Here is a 16377-nt window from a genome sequence, read left to right as displayed (position 1 = left end):
TCGCGAGCCGTTGAGAGAGTGTACGCAGAGTCGATGAAAGGGGAAACTTTTTAACGAATTTAAACCTTTCAATCAATCAGCTACCTCTGAAATCATTATCAGAAACCGTGAATTTCATCTGATTGTCATCAAGGGTAGCTGATAACTGACACATTAGGGTGAAACAGGGCTTGGATCACAATTTCATCGGCCTATAATGTGCACGCATTCTGCGTTTTAAAACGCAGGGAAAGTTGTCAACGGGAACAATGTGCATGAAACGTAGTAAGAATGAAGTTGGTCGCTGGCGCATGCTACGCCAGTCTCAGCGCCGCAGAAGCCGCTGGCTGGAAGGTCAATCAAGACGTTATCGCCACATCTACCGCATTCGGCAGATCCACCACCAGCAACATCAACGTCTTTCTTTATATGCCGTTACTTACGAATGGCGTTCGTGATCACTGTGATTTCGGCTGAAATAAAGCACCGCATTTAGGGCAGACCAGCGTTGAGTTCTTGCGCACTTTGGTGCTCATCTGTTCACTCACTGCTTTGCATTCCGGGCAGGTGACTTTGGTTTTCTGGCTAGAAAGAAACTTCAATCCGTCGAAGAATGACATAAGAGCTTACCTCTGGGGTAGGGGAAAGCAGTCTATCACAGCAACGGCTCGCGCACTGTGATTGCTTTTGCGTCTATGACATATCCCAGAGTACCCGCAAAAAAATAGGCCACATGAGTGGCCTTTGTCATTTATAGCGCGGGGAATTAATTGCGGGTAAATAAGTGCGGAATTAGAAAACGCGCTTAAACGGCTTCACGGTCACGCTCTTATAGACCCCAGCGGCGACATAAGGGTCTGCATCGGCCCAAGTCTGGGCATCTTTCAGGGTTTCAAATTCAATGATAACCACGGAACCTGACATACCTGCCGCGCCCGGATCTGCGCTATCAATCGCAGGCGTTGGGCCAGCGACGATCACACGGCCTTCATCATGAAGCTTTTGCAGACGTTCGACGTGTGCAGGACGCGCAGCGGCACGTTTTTCCAAAGAGTCGGGTACATCTTCAGAATAAATTACATAGAGCATGCATCACCTTTAAAATCATTAGCTTTAACAGGGAATAACGCGAAAATGCCTGTCATCACGGCAGGTGTTAACACCATAGCGAAACCCGTAGTCGTAGGAAAGTGCTTTGCGTTGGATCAATTCAGCTTTGATTTGAGAATAGTTGTCATTGCGGTGTTGAATATGATTGCTATTTGCATTTAAACTTGCGGCTTCACGGGGAAACAGACTCATTATGCCGCTAAAAAAGTTTAGATTTGTTCGCAAGGTCACACTGCCACTGGTATTTTCTGTCGCCTTCCACAGCGCGGTTATTGGCACCTTGCTTTATGTCACCATGAAAGACGCCGTAACACTGCCCAAACAAGAGCAGCAGGTCATGAGCGTCACTATGGTGAACCCAGCGGATTTCGCTCCGCCGCCGAAACCACAGATTCAGCCGCAACCGGAGCCAGAGCCCGAACCTGAACCCGAGCCAGAAGTGAAGCCTGAGCCGCCACCGCCGCCAGAGGCCGTCGCACTTCCTGAGCCAAAGCCAAAACCTAAGCCGGTCAAAAAGCCGGTTGAGAAGCCGAAGCCAAAAGTTAAACCTGTTGAGAAGCCGGTGCAGAAGGTTGATAAGCCGAAAGTCACTGATGACGCGTCGCCGTTCAACAACAGCAAGCCGGACGTCAAGCCCGCGGCCCAGCCGCCAGCGCAGTCCACGCCAAGTGCCAGCAGCGGGCCGCGCCCGTTAGATCGCTCTAAGCCACAGTATCCGGCCCGAGCCTTCGCGTTACAGATAGAAGGGCGCGTTCGCGTGCAGTTTGACGTCGACAGCGACGGTCGGGTGGATAACATCCGCATTCTGTCCGCCGAGCCGCGCAATATGTTTGAACGCGAAGTGAAACAGGCGATGCGCAAATGGCGCTATGAGCCGAAAGCTGCCAACAATCTGGTGGTAAACCTGGTGTTCAAAATCAACGGCGGGTCATCCGTCGAGTAAGATTTTCACTGGGTGAAAACAAAAAGGTCGCCTTCGAGGGCGACCTTTTGCTTTATGGCGCGGCTTAAAACCGGCGGCTTAGTCTTGCGACACGCCGTCAGAGTCCACGCTGAAGTTGCTTCTGCCATCCGGCAGCTTGCGCGACTTACCTTCGTCATCGACCGCCACGTAGGTAAACACGGCCTCGGTGGCGCGGTAGCGCTGACCAATCGGCTCAGAAGAGACCTTCTTCACCCACACTTCCACATTGATGGTGATCGAACTGTTCCCAGTTCGAATACAACGCGCGTAGCAACATACGACATCACCTACAGCAACGGGCTTGAGAAACGTCATGCCGTCAACACGGACAGTCACCACGCGGCCTTTAGCGATTTCCTTCGCCTGAATAGCGCCGCCCATGTCCATCTGTGACATCAGCCATCCACCAAAAATATCACCGTTAGCGTTGGTATCCGCTGGCATAGCCAGTGTACGCAACACCATTTCACCATTAGGTAAGCTATGTTTTTCGTTCATTGAGTTGCTTCACACTGAATTAATCAAAATTAAGGTCTTTCAACCAGAAAGACCCATGCAGGAGAATGCTTATTTTTTTTCTTCATCCGGCATATGCCGGTAGATGTAGACCCCACTCAGCAGGGTAAAGACCAGCGTGAGCACGGTCAGGCCGAACACTTTGAAGTTAACCCATACTTCTTGCGGTAACCAGAACGCAACGTAAATATTTGCTAAACCGCACAGCAGGAAGAAGATGGCCCAACTGACGTTCAGCTTATTCCAGACATGATCCGGCAGCGTCAGTTCTTTGCCCAGCATGCGTTGAATCAGCGGCTTTTTCAGGATCAACTGGCTAACCAGCAGCGCGCCGGAGAACAGAACGTAAATCACCGTCACTTTCCATTTAATGAATTCGTCATTATGGAAGACCAATGTCAGGGTGCCGAAAATGGCCACCATGGCGAAGGTGATCAGCGTCATCTTCTCCACTTTACGGTATTTAATCCAAGTGAAAATCAGCGCAAGAGCGGTGGCAACAATCAGCGCACCGGACGCGTAGTAAATGTCGTAAAGCTTATAAAAAACAAAAAAACCACCAGGGGAAGAAAATCGAGGAGCTGCTTCATACTTCATTCCATATCTAATGTAGGGTTTGACTATACCGGAATCATTTCTTCGACAAAAGAAAAGGGCGCCAGAGCACCCTTTTGTCATCGCCGAGATTAGGCACGCAACTTCGAGTACAGACGGAACAGGTAGATCAGCAGGAAAGCTGAAATCAGGTTGCTCAACGTACTTAACACGATGGTCGCTGCCATGGTTGGCAGGGCGCTCAGATGGCTCACCGCCAGCAACACCAGCATCTTGGCAGCCAGCCAGAACATAATCGCTGGCAGCACCAGACGCGCATTGCTAAAGGCCAGCTTGCTGCTGACTTTAATCGACTTAAACACGCCCATTCTTTCGACGCTGCTAATCACCGGCGACAGCGAAACCGCCACTGCGATCAGCACGCCCGGCACCACAAACAGGGTGATACCCAACTGCACCAGCAGGGTACAGAGCAGCATCAGGCCCAGCAGGCGAGGCAGGATTGGGGTGGAAGCACCAATTGAGCGCAGGGCGCTGGTGCGCATCCCGCTGGACACCATCTGAATCAGCGTCAGCATGCCGCCCACTAACAGCACATTGCCGACCAGCGCCGAGAAGGTGGCCGCGCCGGAGACTTTCAACAGCACCATCTGCTGCTCAGGCGACATGTTCTGGATAAGTTCCTGAAGGCTCATGCCTGCGGTACCGGACAAATCATCGCTGTTAGCACTCAGCAGGCTGAGTTGCTCAGCGCTCGGAGTGAAAATCTGATTCAAAATGACGGTGATCAGCGCGGTCAGCAACGCCAACAGCAGGATGCTGGTGAACTGATTACGCAGGAAATTGAAACTGTCACGGTACAAGGTATTGGCCGCGATAGGCATGAACGCTCCTTGGCAAAATAATCAAAAGACAATCAGGCGGGGATTGTACCCTGTAATGTGGACAGGTGGCACCCCGCCATAGGTTATCTCACTGATTTCTTATCAATCGACGTGATAAGTGAGGGGAGTTGCCATTGCGGCGGCGACCAGTGGCATAGGGATCTCTATTTCCAGCGGCGGCAAACCATATTTGGCCCGCGCGCGGTCACAGGATTCGTTGCCGATGCCGTTCAAACCCGATTGGTCGAACTCTCGGCAGGGCGTCGGGCGATTCAGATAGATAGAACAAGACACAGACTGGCCAATTTCACCCTCCAACGCCACGCAGCGCGGAGATTTACTGTTGGTGCCTTGCATACAACTTAGAAAAGGAGTGACTTGCTCCGTCAAAGCTTGCGGGACGACGCCACCGGCTTCTTCAGATTCAGCCCAATAAAAGGAAACGCGGAAATAAGCGCAGCACGCGCCACAAGAAACACAGGGATTGTTAATTTCGCTCATCTTGGAAGCCACCGACTCCTTACGGCACTGACCCAAAACCAACCTAGGAGCAAGCAAATTACTCAGGCCATTTTTTTTAAGCAATAGATATTTATCAAGGTTGAGAGGTAGCGGATGAGGGGCCGTTTTTGATCTAGATCAATTCCTTGTTTTTTAATAGTTTAGAATGAATTGCTAGGGATGCATTTTCTTAATAAATCATTTAAAGATGTGATCCGACACGGATCAATACCTAACCCAGAATAGGTATATTCGTGCTGGTTATAAATCCACACAAAGGGAATGGATATGAAAGCAGCATCTTGGGTTCTTCTCGCGGCGGCAGCTTTGCCGTCAATCGCCAGTGCCAATCAGGCTGGAGATATCATTTTCCGCGTTGGTACCGCAACGGTACGTCCGACCGAAGGGTCTGACAACGTAATGGGTCTGGGATCGTTCAACATTGATAACAATACTCAGATGGGGTTAACGCTGGGGTATATGTTCACCGACAACATTGGGGTGGAGTTACTGGGCGCCACGCCTTTCAAGCACAAAGTCGGCCTGAACAGCACCGGCACCATTGCTGAAGTGAAACAGCTGCCTCCTTCATTAATGGCGCAATACTACTTTGGCGACCGTCAGGACAAACTGCGTCCTTATGTCGGTCTAGGCGTCAACTACACCACTTTCTATGATGCTGATTTCAACCAAACCGGGCGCGATGCCGGATTGTCAGATTTGAGTGTTAAAGACTCGTGGGGCGTGGCGACGCAGGTCGGGATGGATTACAACCTGAACGACAACTGGCTGCTGAACATGTCGGTCTGGTGGATGGACATCGACACTGACATCAAATTCAAAGCGGCAGGGGAAGACCAGTCAATCCATACGCGCATCGACCCTTGGGTATTTATGTTCGCCGCGGGTTATCGTTTCTAATCAATCGGTCTGGTGTGAATATCCAAAAAAAGAGGCGCTCTCGGCGCCTCTATGATGTTTGACGTGGTGCATTAAAACTCGGGTTATTTTACCCGGGTATCATTTTCGATAGATTTCACACCCGCCACGCCACGCGTCACTTCTACTGCGCGATTCGCCTCAGCCGTTGAGGTCACAAAGCCACTCAACTGCACGCGGCCTTTGAAGGTTTCCACGCTGATTTCACGAGATTTAATGTTTTTGTCAGCTAACAGTGCAGACTTAACTTTAGTGGTGACCACGGTGTCGTCGATATATCCGCCAGTCCCTTCAGATTTCTGTGTTGGCGCACAGGCCGCAACGGACATTACCACCACCGCTGCCATGCAAAATGCCGACAAAGTCTTGAATAGCTTCATAAAATAACTCTCCATGCTAGGTTTGAAACTCACCATTTATCATTCATAACGCGCACTTCCCGCGCGGTCACTAAAACCGAACTGATCCTGCGGGTAGTATGATTGTGGTTTAAGGTCGCGGGATATACAAATCCACCACGCTAAAAAAGCACATTCCGCCTCATTTTACCCATAAAGAAACAAGGCCTTATCCGCGCAAACAGATAAGGCCTTGGGCTTCTAAAAAGTGGGAAATGACTTAAGCGCGGGTGGCGGCTTTCATTTCACTGGTGAAGCGCGAGAGCTGTGCCAGCATTTCGGACGGCTGGTGGACATTGTTCTCGATGATGCGCACGGTAGCAGAGCCGGAGATAGCGCCAGCTGCGCCAGCGGCCAGCGTCTCTTTCACTTGTGAAGGTTCGGAGATACCGAAGCCTTGCAGTGGCGGAGCCGCGTTGTATTCACGCAGCTTATCGACCAAGTGGTTCAATGGCAGCAGACCGCGTTTCTCTGTACCCGTAACGCCCGCGCGTGACAGCAGATAGGTGTAGCCACGGCCGTGAGAAGAGATCTCGCGCAGCAGGTCATCTGAAGCGTTTGGCGGGCAGATGAAGATGGGCGCAATGCCGTGGCGCATGGCTGCTGCACGGAATGGCGCTGACTCTTCAAATGGCACGTCGGCGACCAGCACCGAGTCCACGCCCACTTCGGCGCAGCGCTGATAGAAAGTATCAATGCCGTTGTGGAACACCAGATTGGCGTACATCAGCAGGCCAATCGGGATATCCGGGTGCTTTTCACGGATGCGTTGCAGCATGCCAAAGCACTGCGTTGGCGTCACACCGGCGGCGAAAGCGCGCAGGTTAGCGCCCTGAATGGTCGGGCCGTCGGCCAGTGGATCAGAGAAGGGAATGCCCAACTCTAAGGCGTCGGCACCGGCTTCAATCAGCGTATCAATGATAGACAGCGACAGCTCTACACCCGGATCGCCCAGCGTCACGAAGGGAACGAAAGCGCCTTCTTTTTTGCTTTCCAGACGCTTAAATAATTGTTGATAACGTTCCATTAGATTTCTCCCCGCGCGGACAGGATGTCGTGAACCGTAAAGATGTCTTTATCACCACGGCCAGAAAGGTTAACCACCAGAATTTGTTCTTTCTGCGGCGTCTCTTTGATCAGTTTCAGGGCATAAGCCAGAGCGTGAGAAGACTCAAGCGCTGGGATGATACCTTCGCTGCGCGACAGCTCTTTGAACGCGTCCAGTGCTTCATCATCAGTAATTGAAACATAGTCGGCACGGCCAATGCTGTTCAGGAAGGCGTGCTGCGGGCCGACGGATGGGAAGTCCAGACCGGCAGAAATCGAGTAAGACTCTTCGATTTGGCCTTCTGAAGTCTGCATCATCGGGGCTTTCATGCCGAAATAGATCCCCACGTGGCCGTGTTTCAGCGGTGCGCCGTGCTGCCCGGTTTCAATCCCCAGACCCGCTGGCTCAACGCCAATCAGCTTAACGGTGGTTTCATCGATGAAGTCAGCGAACATGCCGATAGCGTTGGAACCGCCGCCCACGCAGGCAATCACCGCGTCTGGTAGGCGACCTTCGCGCTCAAGCATCTGCGCCTTGGTTTCTTCGCCAATCATGCGCTGGAATTCACGCACGATGGTTGGGTAAGGGTGCGGGCCTGCCGCCGTGCCGAGCATGTAGTGCGCGGTTTCATAGCTGCCAGACCAGTCGCGCAGTGCCTCGTTACACGCATCTTTCAGCGTGGAGGAGCCGCTGTGTACTGGAATGACTTCCGCACCCATCAAACGCATACGGAACACGTTTGGTGACTGGCGCTCAATGTCTTTGGCACCCATGTAGATGCGGCATTTTAGGCCGAGTAGGGCACAGGCCAGCGCCGAAGCCACGCCGTGTTGACCCGCGCCGGTTTCTGCGATGATCTCAGTTTTGCCCATGCGCTTAGCCAGCAGAGCCTGCCCCAGCACTTGGTTAGTTTTGTGCGCGCCGCCATGCAGCAAATCTTCACGCTTGAGGTACAACTTGGTGTTGGTACCGGCGGTCAGGTTCTTACACAGAGTCAGGGCAGTCGGGCGACCCGCGTAGTTCTTCAACAGGTCGATAAACGCGGCCTGAAACTCCGGGTCACGCTGGGCGCTGACAAAGGCTTCTTCTAATTGGGTAAGAGCGGGCATCAAAATCTGCGGAACGTACATACCGCCGAATTCGCCGAAGTAGGGATTTAGTAAAGTCATGTTATTCCATCCTGTCTGTCAATTTTTTCATCGTCACGGGGAGATTAATAAGCCCGTAACGTCTGGAATACCGCAGTTATCTTGTCAGCATCTTTGATGCCCGGCTCGCGTTCGACGCCGGAGTTGAAATCCAGCCCCGCGCAGCCTAGCTGGGCGGCTTCAACGCAGTTATCCGCGCCTAGCCCACCGGCTAATAAAACGTTGCTCAGGTCCTGCCCGGCCAGCTTGCTCCAGTCAAAACGCTGGCCCGTGCCGCCTTTGCCGTTGTCGAGCACATAGCGGTCGACATGATTCAGTTCGCGCGCTGGCATAGTCTCTTTGACGCTCAACGCTTTCCAAATCTGGCACTCTGCCGGAAGAAGCGGGCGCAGGCTGTCGATGTAGCTCTGGTCTTCGCTGCCGTGCAGTTGAACGGCGGCGAGTTGTAAATTTTTAGCGATGTCGGCCACGCTGTCTGGCGCGTGGTCGCGGAACACGCCGACATATTTCAGTGGCGCGCCGGCCTGCACGTCGAGGGCTTTATCCAGCGTGACGTAGCGCGGCGAGGCTTCGACGAAGATCAATCCGCCGTAAATGGCTCCTGCCTGATGGGCGACCGAGGCGTCCTGCGGACGAGTCAGGCCACACACCTTATTATCGCCTAAAGTCACGCGGCGCACCGCGGCACTCAGGTCAGGTTCGGACATCAGCGCGCTGCCAATCAGGAAGCCATTGGCGAAGCGGCTCAACTCGCGAATTTGGCCATAAGTGTTAATGCCGGATTCGCTGATCACCGTCACGCCGTGCGGCACGCGCGGTGCCAGCTGGCGAGTGCGATCAAGGTCAATCGACAGGTCGCGCAGGTCACGGTTGTTGATACCCACCACACGCGCTTTCAGCTGCACGGCGCGGTCTAACTCTTCTTCATTACTGGCTTCGGTCAGAATACCCAGCTTCAGGCTGTGCGCCACGGCGGACAACTGGACATACTGCTCGTCGCTGAGCACAGAAAGCATCAGCAAAATGGCATCCGCCTGATAATAGCGGGCCAGATAAATTTGATAAGGGTCGATGATGAAGTCTTTGCACAATACCGGCTGCGTCACGGCGTTGCTCACCAGCGGCAGGAAATCAAAGCTGCCCTGAAAATACTTCTCATCGGTCAACACCGAAATGGCGGACGCGTGGTCTTTATAGACGCCAGCAATCTCTACCGGGTCAAAGTTGTCGCGAATGGTGCCCTTAGAAGGGGACGCCTTTTTGCACTCAAGGATGAACGCGGTTCTTGCCCCTTGCAGTGCGTCGTAAAAGTTGCGCTCGCTGGGCTTTATCTCGTTTTGAAAACTCGCCAGAGGTTGCTGTTCTTTACGTGCTGCAACCCAAATTGCTTTATCAGCAACAATCTTGTTAAGCACGGTTTCCTTCTGCATGACTTATCCTCTTGCTGCCAGTGCGGTGACGCGCTGATAGGCGGCTCCGCTGCGAATCACTTCTAGCGCCTGTTGCGCATTTTGCTTTAAATCTTCCTGACCAAAAAGGCGCAGCAGCATGGCGACATTTACCGCCACGGCGGCTTCGTGCGCCGGGTCGCCTTTACCTTGTAGCAAGCGTGCCAGAATGTCACGATTTTCTTCCGGCTCGCCGCCCAGCAGGGCTTCGATAGGGTAATTGTCAAGTCCGAAGTCCTGCGGGGTCAGCTCATAAGTGGTGATTTCGCCATCTTTCAACTCGGCCACTTGCGTCGCTGCGTGGATCGCCACTTCATCCATCCCGGCGCCGTGAACCACTGCGGCACGTTGATAACCCAAGGTGCGCAGGGTTTCAGCTATTGGGCGAACCAGCTCAGGGCTGTAAACACCAATCAGCGCCAGCGGCGGACGCGCAGGGTTGATAAGCGGCCCCAGCACGTTGAACAGGGTGCGGGTTTTCAGCGCCTTGCGCACCGGCATCGCGTGGCGAAAACCGGTGTGGTACTGCGGCGCGAACAAGAAGCAGATGCCCAAGTCGTCCAGCGCGGCGCGGGATTTCTCTGCTGACATATCTAACTGGATGCCAAAGGCCGCCAGCAGGTCGGAAGAGCCAGAGCGGCTCGACACGCTACGGTTGCCGTGCTTCGCCACGCGGATACCACAGGCCGCTGCCACAAAGGCGCTGGCGGTCGAAATATTGATGCTGTTGGTGCCGTCGCCGCCGGTGCCGACGATGTCAGCAAAAGCGTAATCCGGGCGCGGGAAAGGCTCGGCGTTGGCTAACAGCGCTTGAGCAGCCCCGGCAATTTCTGCCGGTTGCTCGCCGCGCACTTTCATACTGATAAGCGCTGCGGCTAACTGCGCGGGTTCAAGTTCACCATTCACAATGGCGGTAAACAGCTGCTGGCTCTCCTCCTGCGTCATCACCTGAGCGCGATACAGATTTTCGAGGATGCCGGAAATAGTTTGTTTTTGCATGATCAGCTCCTCACCTTACGCCAACGCCCAAGCCAGCGTCTGTTCCAGCAGACGCGCGCCCTGAGAGGTCAAAATTGATTCTGGATGGAACTGGAAGCCGCACACGCGATCTTCTTCATGACGCACCGCCATCACCATCTCGCCGTAGCGCGCGTTGACCACCAGACCTTCTGGGATCTGGCTGCCAACCAGTGAGTGGTAGCGGGCAACTGGCAGCGGGTTGTTCATCCCGGCGAACATGCCTTCGTTGTCATGAGTAATAGAAGAGGCTTTACCGTGCAGGATCTCGCCAGCCTGACCGACGTAGCCGCCGTAGGTTTCGACAATCGCCTGATGTCCCAGACAGATGCCGATAATCGGCAGCTGGCCGCGCAGGCGTTTCAGCAGCTCAGGCATGCAGCCTGCTTCAGACGGCGCCCCCGGACCCGGAGAGAGCATCAGCACCGGTTTTTCCAGCTGGCTGAGTTTCTCAATGATCACCTCAGCAGGAATTTGGTTACGGTAAATCACCACGTTGTGGCCGCTGGAGCGCAGTTGGTCCACCAAGTTGTAGGTGAAGGAATCTACGTTATCAATCAGTAAGATATCGGCCATCTTAGAACACCTCTTTGGCATTGTGGGCAGTGGCGATGGCACGCAGCACGGCGCGGGCTTTATTACGAGTTTCATCAGCTTCGGCTTGCGGGACGGAGTCCAGCACCACGCCGCCGCCAGCCTGTACGGTGGCAATACCGTCTTCGACATAGGCCGAGCGGATCACGATGCAGGTATCCAAGTCACCCTGCGCCGTGAAGTAGCCCACCGCGCCGCCGTAGCTGCCGCGACGGGTTTTCTCAGAACCAGCAATCAACTGCATAGCACGAACTTTTGGTGCGCCAGTCAGGGTGCCCATGTTCATGACCGCCTGATAGGCGTGCAGCACGTCTAAATCGGCGCGCAGGGTGCCTACTACACGAGAAACCAAGTGCATCACGAAGGAGTAACGGTCAACCTTGGTCAAATCCGCCACGTAACGGCTGCCCGGCTCACAGATGCGCGCTAAGTCGTTACGCGCCAAGTCAACCAGCATCAGGTGCTCGGCCAGCTCTTTGTGGTCGGTACGCATTTCCAGCTCGATGCGGCTATCCAAATCGTTATCCAGCGAACCGTCAGCACGGCGACCGCGCGGGCGAGTCCCGGCAATCGGGTAAATTTCAATCTGGCGGTTGGTCGCGTCATATTTCAGCGCGCTCTCCGGCGATGCGCCGAACAGGGTGAAATCGTTGTCCTGCATGAAGAACATGTACGGGCTTGGGTTGTTGTTTTTCAGCGTTTCATAGGCCGCCAGTGGAGCAGGGCAAGGCAGGGAGAAACGGCGTGAAGGCACAACCTGGAAGATTTCACCGGCACGAATGCCTTCTTTCATCTTCTCAACCACCGCGCCGAACTCTTCATCGCTCTGATTCACGCTCAGTTGCATGTCAGTCACGTCTTGGTGCGGGATAGCGTGCGGTGGCAGTTGCAGCTGGTGTTGCAGCTGTTCCAGACGGCCGTGCAGGCGCTGTTTCTCATCGCTGTCCGGCGTAAACAGGCTAGCTTGCAGGCGGCTGCTGCGATTCTGGTGATCGAGAACCAGTAAGGTTTCGGACAGATAGAAGCAGAAGTCCGGGCAGCGCTGGTCGGCGCGCAGTTGCGGCAGGTCTTCGAAACCGGCAACCAAGTCGTAAGCGAACAGGCCGCCGAGCAGCATGGCTTCGCGCTCTTCTTCCGGTGTTTCCACCAGATCAAGGATGCTGCGCAGGGCGTCGAACACCGAACGCGAACGCAGACGGGCGTCTTCTTCTTGCATCTGGTCGATAGCCGGGAAGGTCAGCTCGCGGCCGTTCGGGCGAACTTCATTCTGCACGTCGTTTGGCAGCGCGGCGTCCATCAGCGGCAGCAGGGACGCGCCGTTCGGGGTCAGTGCCTGTACGGAGACTTTGTTGCCAAGGGCGGTGATGCGCAGCGCGCTGTCGATAACCAGCAGGCTTTTCAGATTCTGTTTGCTGCTGATGTCAGCCGATTCGAGCAACAGGGTTGCCGGGCGAGCGCCGCAAAGCTGGTGGAAGATGGCCGTCGGGTCACCACGGTAGCTTCCTTGTACTGTCAGCAGTTCTAAGCGAGGTTTTTGAATAGTCATGATAGTTCCTAAAATTTTTCTACCAAATGGTGAAGAAGACGGCCATAAAAAAGCCCGCATTCAGCGGGCTTCGGGTATCTGCATGGTCTGTAAACCGAAATGCGTGATCACACCGCCCGCGAAGGGAAGTGGCGCCACCAGCTGAGTACAGAAATCATTAAAATATTCATCATCAGATACCTTGCGTCGTATTTCATATATCGGGCATAAAAGGGTTATCACGTTATGCCGTGAACTTGCGTACTAGTAAACTAGTTCGAGAGGCGATAGTCAACCCTCTTTTTACTCTTTCTCGCAGGAATTGCCATTTGGCAGCCAAGCTTTGGCCGCTATCCCCAAGTATCTCGGCTGATTCAGGCCAATAGGGTTAACCGCAAAGGGTTAACGGGTTATGATAACCGTCGCTTTCAGCAACAGGTTTACAACCCTTACCTTATGACTTTACTTGCCACAGAAACGCCAGAGCTCGGTTCCGCCTTCACTCTCTATGACTTGCACAGCCACACCACGGCCTCTGACGGCTATTTGACGCCCGAGGCGCTGGTCAGCCGTGCTGTAGAGATGCGAGTCGGCGTACTGGCTATTACCGACCACGACACCACTGACGGCCTTGCTCGCGCCGCTCAGGCCATTGCGGCGCAGAATTTGCCGCTGCATCTGGTGAATGGCGTCGAAATCTCCACCCTGTGGGAAAATCACGAAATCCATATTGTGGGATTGGGCATCGACCCAACGCATCCCGCGATGATCGATTTACTGGCATTGCAGACTTCATTGCGCATTGAGCGGGCTCAGGAAATGGGCCGCCGCTTAGAGAAAGCCCGCATTGAAGGGGCATGGGAAGGGGCGCTGCGTCTGGCGCAAAACGGTGCCGTAACTCGCGCCCACTTCGCCCGCTATTTGGTGGAAATCGGCAAGTGCGACACCATCGCGCAGGTATTCAAAAAGTACCTCGCCAAGGGCAAGACCGGCTACGTTCCGCCACACTGGTGTACAATAGAACAAGCAATTGCAGCAATTCATCAGTCCGGCGGTCAGGCAGTTGTCGCCCATCCGGGGCGCTATGACCTCTCCACCAAATGGCTAAAACGGCTTCTAGCCTACTTTGCCGAGCAGGGTGGAGACGCGATGGAAGTGGCACAGTGTCAGCAGGGGCCAAACGAACGCACCCAGCTTGCCACCTTCGCGAGAGACTATAATTTACTGGCATCGCAGGGATCTGATTTCCATCAGCCCTGCTCGTGGATAGAACTGGGACGCAAACTCTGGCTGCCCGCGGGCGTCGAGCCTGTGTGGAAAGACTGGACCCAGACCGCGACCATTACAGAATGAATTAAGAAGGGAATTATGAGTCAATTTTTCTATATTCACCCCGAGAACCCGCAGCCGCGCCTGATTAACCAAGCAGTAGAAATGCTGCGTAAAGGCTCGGTTATCGTTTACCCGACGGATTCAGGCTACGCGCTGGGCTGCCGTCTGGAAGACAAAAGCGCCATGGAGCGCATTTGCCGCATTCGCCAGCTCGACGGCAATCACAACTTCACTCTGGTGTGCCGCGACCTGTCCGAGCTGTCGACCTATGCTTATGTCGATAACACGGCTTTCCGCCTGATTAAAAACAACACGCCGGGCAACTACACCTTCATCCTCAAGGCGACTAAAGAAGTGCCGCGCCGCCTGATGAGCGAGAAGCGTAAAACCATCGGCCTGCGCGTGCCGTCCAACCCGATTGCACTGGCCTTGCTGGACGTCTTGGGCGAACCGCTGATGTCCACCACGCTGATGCTGCCGGGCAATGACTTTGCCGAGTCAGACCCAGAAGACATCAAAGACCGTCTGGAGAAAGTGGTCGATTTGATTATTCACGGCGGTTCGATTGGCCAACAGCCGACCACCGTGGTTGACCTCACCGAGTCCACGCCAGAAGTGGTGCGTGAAGGTGCCGGTGACCCCGCGCCGTTCAGATAATTGCGCGATTATTGGTTATAATTAAACCAGCCTGCGGGCGGCTAATAGATACAAAAGCACTGTAAATGTGTATAATGGCGGGCTGACTTTTCATAACTCTTTGTTTTTCAATCCTGAGTTATGTTGAGCAATGCTGTTAACGCGATGACGAGACTTTCCTGTGTATCAGGCATTCCGCGACAGCCCGCTGACCGATTTATGGGTTAATGCTTTAATCATTAACCCGCACTGGATAGGTCAGACAAACATTACCGATATATATTCTGGCGGGCAGACAATGGGTCACATTGTGCTGCTGGCTCTCCCCGACGCCTGTGAAGGCGACAAATGAGGTTGCTCAATGAGCGAGAAGTTTAATTCCCAGAAGCCGTCAGGCGACAGATCCAAATCAGGCCGTCCGGCCACCGACAAACCAAAAAACGGCAGAAATTCCGGTGCAGCCAAAGGCCGCCCTGAGTCAACGCGCAGTGATTCTCGTGGTAAAAAAGCCGGTGGCGACAAGCCACAGACTGACAAAGCCCGTTCAGACCAATCACGCGGCCGTTCACGTTCAGACAACAGTCGTGATGACTCACGTATTGAAAAGCAGCGTATTGAAAAGCCACGCGGTGAGAAATCACGTATCGAAAAAGCGCGTCCGGCTGGCAAAGGCCGTCCAGACAGCGCGCGTGCAGATAAGCCACGTTTTGAAAATTCACGTAACGCAGCCAAGCCAAAGGCTCCTGCGGCGCTGAAAAATGTGGCTGAAGAAGTAGAAGACGACGAACCAAAATACGAAAAGCCAAAGAACGCGCTGGACTCCACCGAAGGTCAGAGCGAAAAGCTGCAAAAAATCTTGGCTCGCGCCGGTCACGGTTCACGCCGCGAAGTGGAAGCCATGTTGCAGGCTGGCCGTATCAGCGTTGACGGCAAGATTGCGACCTTGGGCGACCGTGTAGAAATGCACGCTGGCACCAAAATCCGTCTTGATGGCCACGTGCTGTCGATTATCGAGTCTCAGGACACCGTCTGCCGCGTGCTGGCTTACTACAAGCCGGAAGGCGAGTTGTGTACCCGCAGCGACCCAGAAGGTCGTCCGACCGTGTTCGACCGTCTGCCAAAAATGCGTGGTTCACGCTGGGTTGCCGTAGGGCGTCTGGACGTTAACACCTCGGGCCTGCTGCTGTTCACCACCGACGGTGAACTGGCAAACCGCCTGATGCACCCAAGCCGCGAAGTTGAGCGTGAATACGCCGTTCGCGTATTCGGCCAGATTGATGATGAAAAAATCAAACAGCTGAGCCGTGGCGTGCAGTTGGAAGATGGCCCGGCGGCATTCCGCACCATCAAATACCAAGGTGGCGAAGGTCTGAACCAGTGGTACAACGTGACCCTGACCGAAGGCCGTAACCGCGAGGTTCGCCGGTTGTGGGAAGCGGTTGGCGTGCAGGTTAGCCGCCTGATCCGCGTTCGCTACGGCGACCTGACCTTGCCGAAAGGCTTGCCGCGCGGTGGCTATAAAGAGCTGGATCTGCCGGAAACTAACTACCTGCGCACGCTGGTGGAGATGCCGGAAGAGACCGTCAGCAAACTGCCGGTTGAGCGCGATCGCCGCCGCGTGAAAGCTAACCAGATCCGTCGCGCCGTGAAGCGCCACACTCAGGTTGCTCCCGCTCGCCGTGGCGGTACGCCGTCAAAACGCAGCTAACGATTAGTTTATAAGTTCTTATTTTATAAGTTCTTAGCCAATAAATGAAAAACCGCAGCCAATGACTGCGGTTTT

General features: G+C 54.2%; 16 protein-coding genes, 2 pseudogenes and 1 other annotated feature. Of the genes and pseudogenes, 6 read left to right on the top strand and 12 right to left on the bottom strand.

Annotated elements, in window-relative coordinates:
• Positions 1 to 254: 254 nt before the first annotated feature.
• Positions 255 to 437: a YciY family protein gene (locus GEAM_RS09850; protein WP_072009887.1), complete on the top strand. Its 183-nt coding sequence runs from the start codon at positions 255 to 257 to the stop codon at positions 435 to 437.
• Here GEAM_RS09850 and GEAM_RS23435 read toward each other — a convergent pair whose 3' ends face one another.
• Both GEAM_RS23435 and GEAM_RS09845 read right to left on the bottom strand, forming a co-directional pair.
• Positions 438 to 599: a YnfU family zinc-binding protein gene (locus tag GEAM_RS23435; protein ID WP_218586968.1), complete on the bottom strand. Its 162-nt coding sequence runs from the start codon at positions 597 to 599 to the stop codon at positions 438 to 440.
• Between the two features lie 172 nt (positions 600 to 771).
• Positions 772 to 1068 (bottom strand): YciI family protein, encoded by a 297-nt coding sequence (locus GEAM_RS09845; protein WP_034791005.1) that lies wholly within the window; start codon positions 1066 to 1068, stop codon positions 772 to 774.
• A gap of 214 nt (positions 1069 to 1282) precedes the next feature.
• Between GEAM_RS09845 and GEAM_RS09840 the strand changes: the two genes are divergently transcribed.
• Positions 1283 to 2032, top strand: coding sequence for an energy transducer TonB (locus GEAM_RS09840; protein ID WP_034791004.1), 750 nt, complete (start codon positions 1283 to 1285; stop codon positions 2030 to 2032).
• Between the two features lie 78 nt (positions 2033 to 2110).
• Here the strand turns inward: GEAM_RS09840 and yciA are convergent, their stop codons facing one another.
• From yciA to GEAM_RS09820, 4 genes and pseudogenes are all read right to left on the bottom strand, one after another.
• Positions 2111 to 2551, bottom strand: a complete 441-nt coding sequence (gene yciA / locus GEAM_RS09835; RefSeq protein WP_034791002.1) for an acyl-CoA thioester hydrolase YciA — start codon at positions 2549 to 2551, stop codon at positions 2111 to 2113.
• A 69-nt stretch (positions 2552 to 2620) separates the two neighbouring features.
• Positions 2621 to 3159, bottom strand: a pseudogene (locus GEAM_RS09830) (septation protein A).
• A 96-nt stretch (positions 3160 to 3255) separates the two neighbouring features.
• Entirely contained in the window at positions 3256 to 4008 is a 753-nt protein-coding gene (locus tag GEAM_RS09825) for a YciC family protein (RefSeq protein ID WP_034791000.1), read from the bottom strand.
• Between the two features lie 102 nt (positions 4009 to 4110).
• Positions 4111 to 4509, bottom strand: a complete 399-nt coding sequence (locus tag GEAM_RS09820) for a YkgJ family cysteine cluster protein (RefSeq protein WP_051899469.1) — start codon at positions 4507 to 4509, stop codon at positions 4111 to 4113.
• Between the two features lie 288 nt (positions 4510 to 4797).
• On the opposite strand from GEAM_RS09820, the gene ompW reads away from it, so the two are divergent.
• Positions 4798 to 5430, top strand: a complete 633-nt coding sequence (gene ompW, locus GEAM_RS09815) for an outer membrane protein OmpW (protein ID WP_034790997.1) — start codon at positions 4798 to 4800, stop codon at positions 5428 to 5430.
• 83 nt (positions 5431 to 5513) lie between these two features.
• Here the strand turns inward: ompW and GEAM_RS09810 are convergent, their stop codons facing one another.
• The 6 genes and pseudogenes from GEAM_RS09810 to GEAM_RS09780 all read right to left on the bottom strand — a co-directional run bounded on the left by GEAM_RS09810 (position 5514) and on the right by GEAM_RS09780 (position 12647).
• The gene (locus GEAM_RS09810; RefSeq protein WP_034790995.1) at positions 5514 to 5828 is read right to left on the bottom strand and encodes a BON domain-containing protein; all 315 of its coding nucleotides are present in this window, start codon (positions 5826 to 5828) and stop codon (positions 5514 to 5516) included.
• 238 nt (positions 5829 to 6066) lie between these two features.
• Positions 6067 to 6873 (bottom strand): tryptophan synthase subunit alpha, encoded by an 807-nt coding sequence (trpA, locus tag GEAM_RS09805; RefSeq protein WP_034790994.1) that lies wholly within the window; start codon positions 6871 to 6873, stop codon positions 6067 to 6069.
• Positions 6873 to 8063 carry a tryptophan synthase subunit beta gene (gene trpB / locus GEAM_RS09800; RefSeq protein WP_034790992.1) on the bottom strand — a complete coding sequence of 397 codons (1191 nt, stop codon included), beginning with the start codon at positions 8061 to 8063 and terminating at the stop codon, positions 6873 to 6875. The genes trpA and trpB overlap by 1 nt, the downstream gene beginning before the upstream one ends.
• A gap of 44 nt (positions 8064 to 8107) precedes the next feature.
• Positions 8108 to 9472, bottom strand: coding sequence for a bifunctional indole-3-glycerol-phosphate synthase TrpC/phosphoribosylanthranilate isomerase TrpF (gene trpCF / locus GEAM_RS09795; protein ID WP_034790991.1), 1365 nt, complete (start codon positions 9470 to 9472; stop codon positions 8108 to 8110).
• Between the two features lie 3 nt (positions 9473 to 9475).
• Positions 9476 to 11083, bottom strand: a pseudogene (trpD, locus tag GEAM_RS23430) (bifunctional anthranilate synthase glutamate amidotransferase component TrpG/anthranilate phosphoribosyltransferase TrpD).
• Between the two features lies 1 nt (position 11084).
• Positions 11085 to 12647 (bottom strand): anthranilate synthase component 1, encoded by a 1563-nt coding sequence (locus GEAM_RS09780; protein WP_034790987.1) that lies wholly within the window; start codon positions 12645 to 12647, stop codon positions 11085 to 11087.
• 44 nt (positions 12648 to 12691) lie between these two features.
• Positions 12692 to 12793, bottom strand: a sequence feature (Trp leader region).
• 289 nt (positions 12794 to 13082) lie between these two features.
• On the opposite strand from GEAM_RS09780, the gene rnm reads away from it, so the two are divergent.
• From rnm to rluB, 3 genes are all read left to right on the top strand, one after another.
• Positions 13083 to 13979, top strand: coding sequence for an RNase RNM (gene rnm / locus GEAM_RS09775; protein ID WP_034790986.1), 897 nt, complete (start codon positions 13083 to 13085; stop codon positions 13977 to 13979).
• Between the two features lie 15 nt (positions 13980 to 13994).
• The gene (locus GEAM_RS09770) at positions 13995 to 14615 is read left to right on the top strand and encodes an L-threonylcarbamoyladenylate synthase (protein WP_034790983.1); all 621 of its coding nucleotides are present in this window, start codon (positions 13995 to 13997) and stop codon (positions 14613 to 14615) included.
• A gap of 793 nt (positions 14616 to 15408) precedes the next feature.
• Positions 15409 to 16302 carry a 23S rRNA pseudouridine(2605) synthase RluB gene (gene rluB, locus GEAM_RS09765; RefSeq protein WP_100937307.1) on the top strand — a complete coding sequence of 298 codons (894 nt, stop codon included), beginning with the start codon at positions 15409 to 15411 and terminating at the stop codon, positions 16300 to 16302.
• The last annotated feature ends 75 nt before the right edge of the window (positions 16303 to 16377 follow it).

It is taken from the genome of Ewingella americana ATCC 33852, from assembly GCF_000735345.1.
Lineage (GTDB): Bacteria > Pseudomonadota > Gammaproteobacteria > Enterobacterales > Enterobacteriaceae > Ewingella > Ewingella americana.
This window is presented reverse-complemented; position numbering and strand designations above follow the sequence as displayed.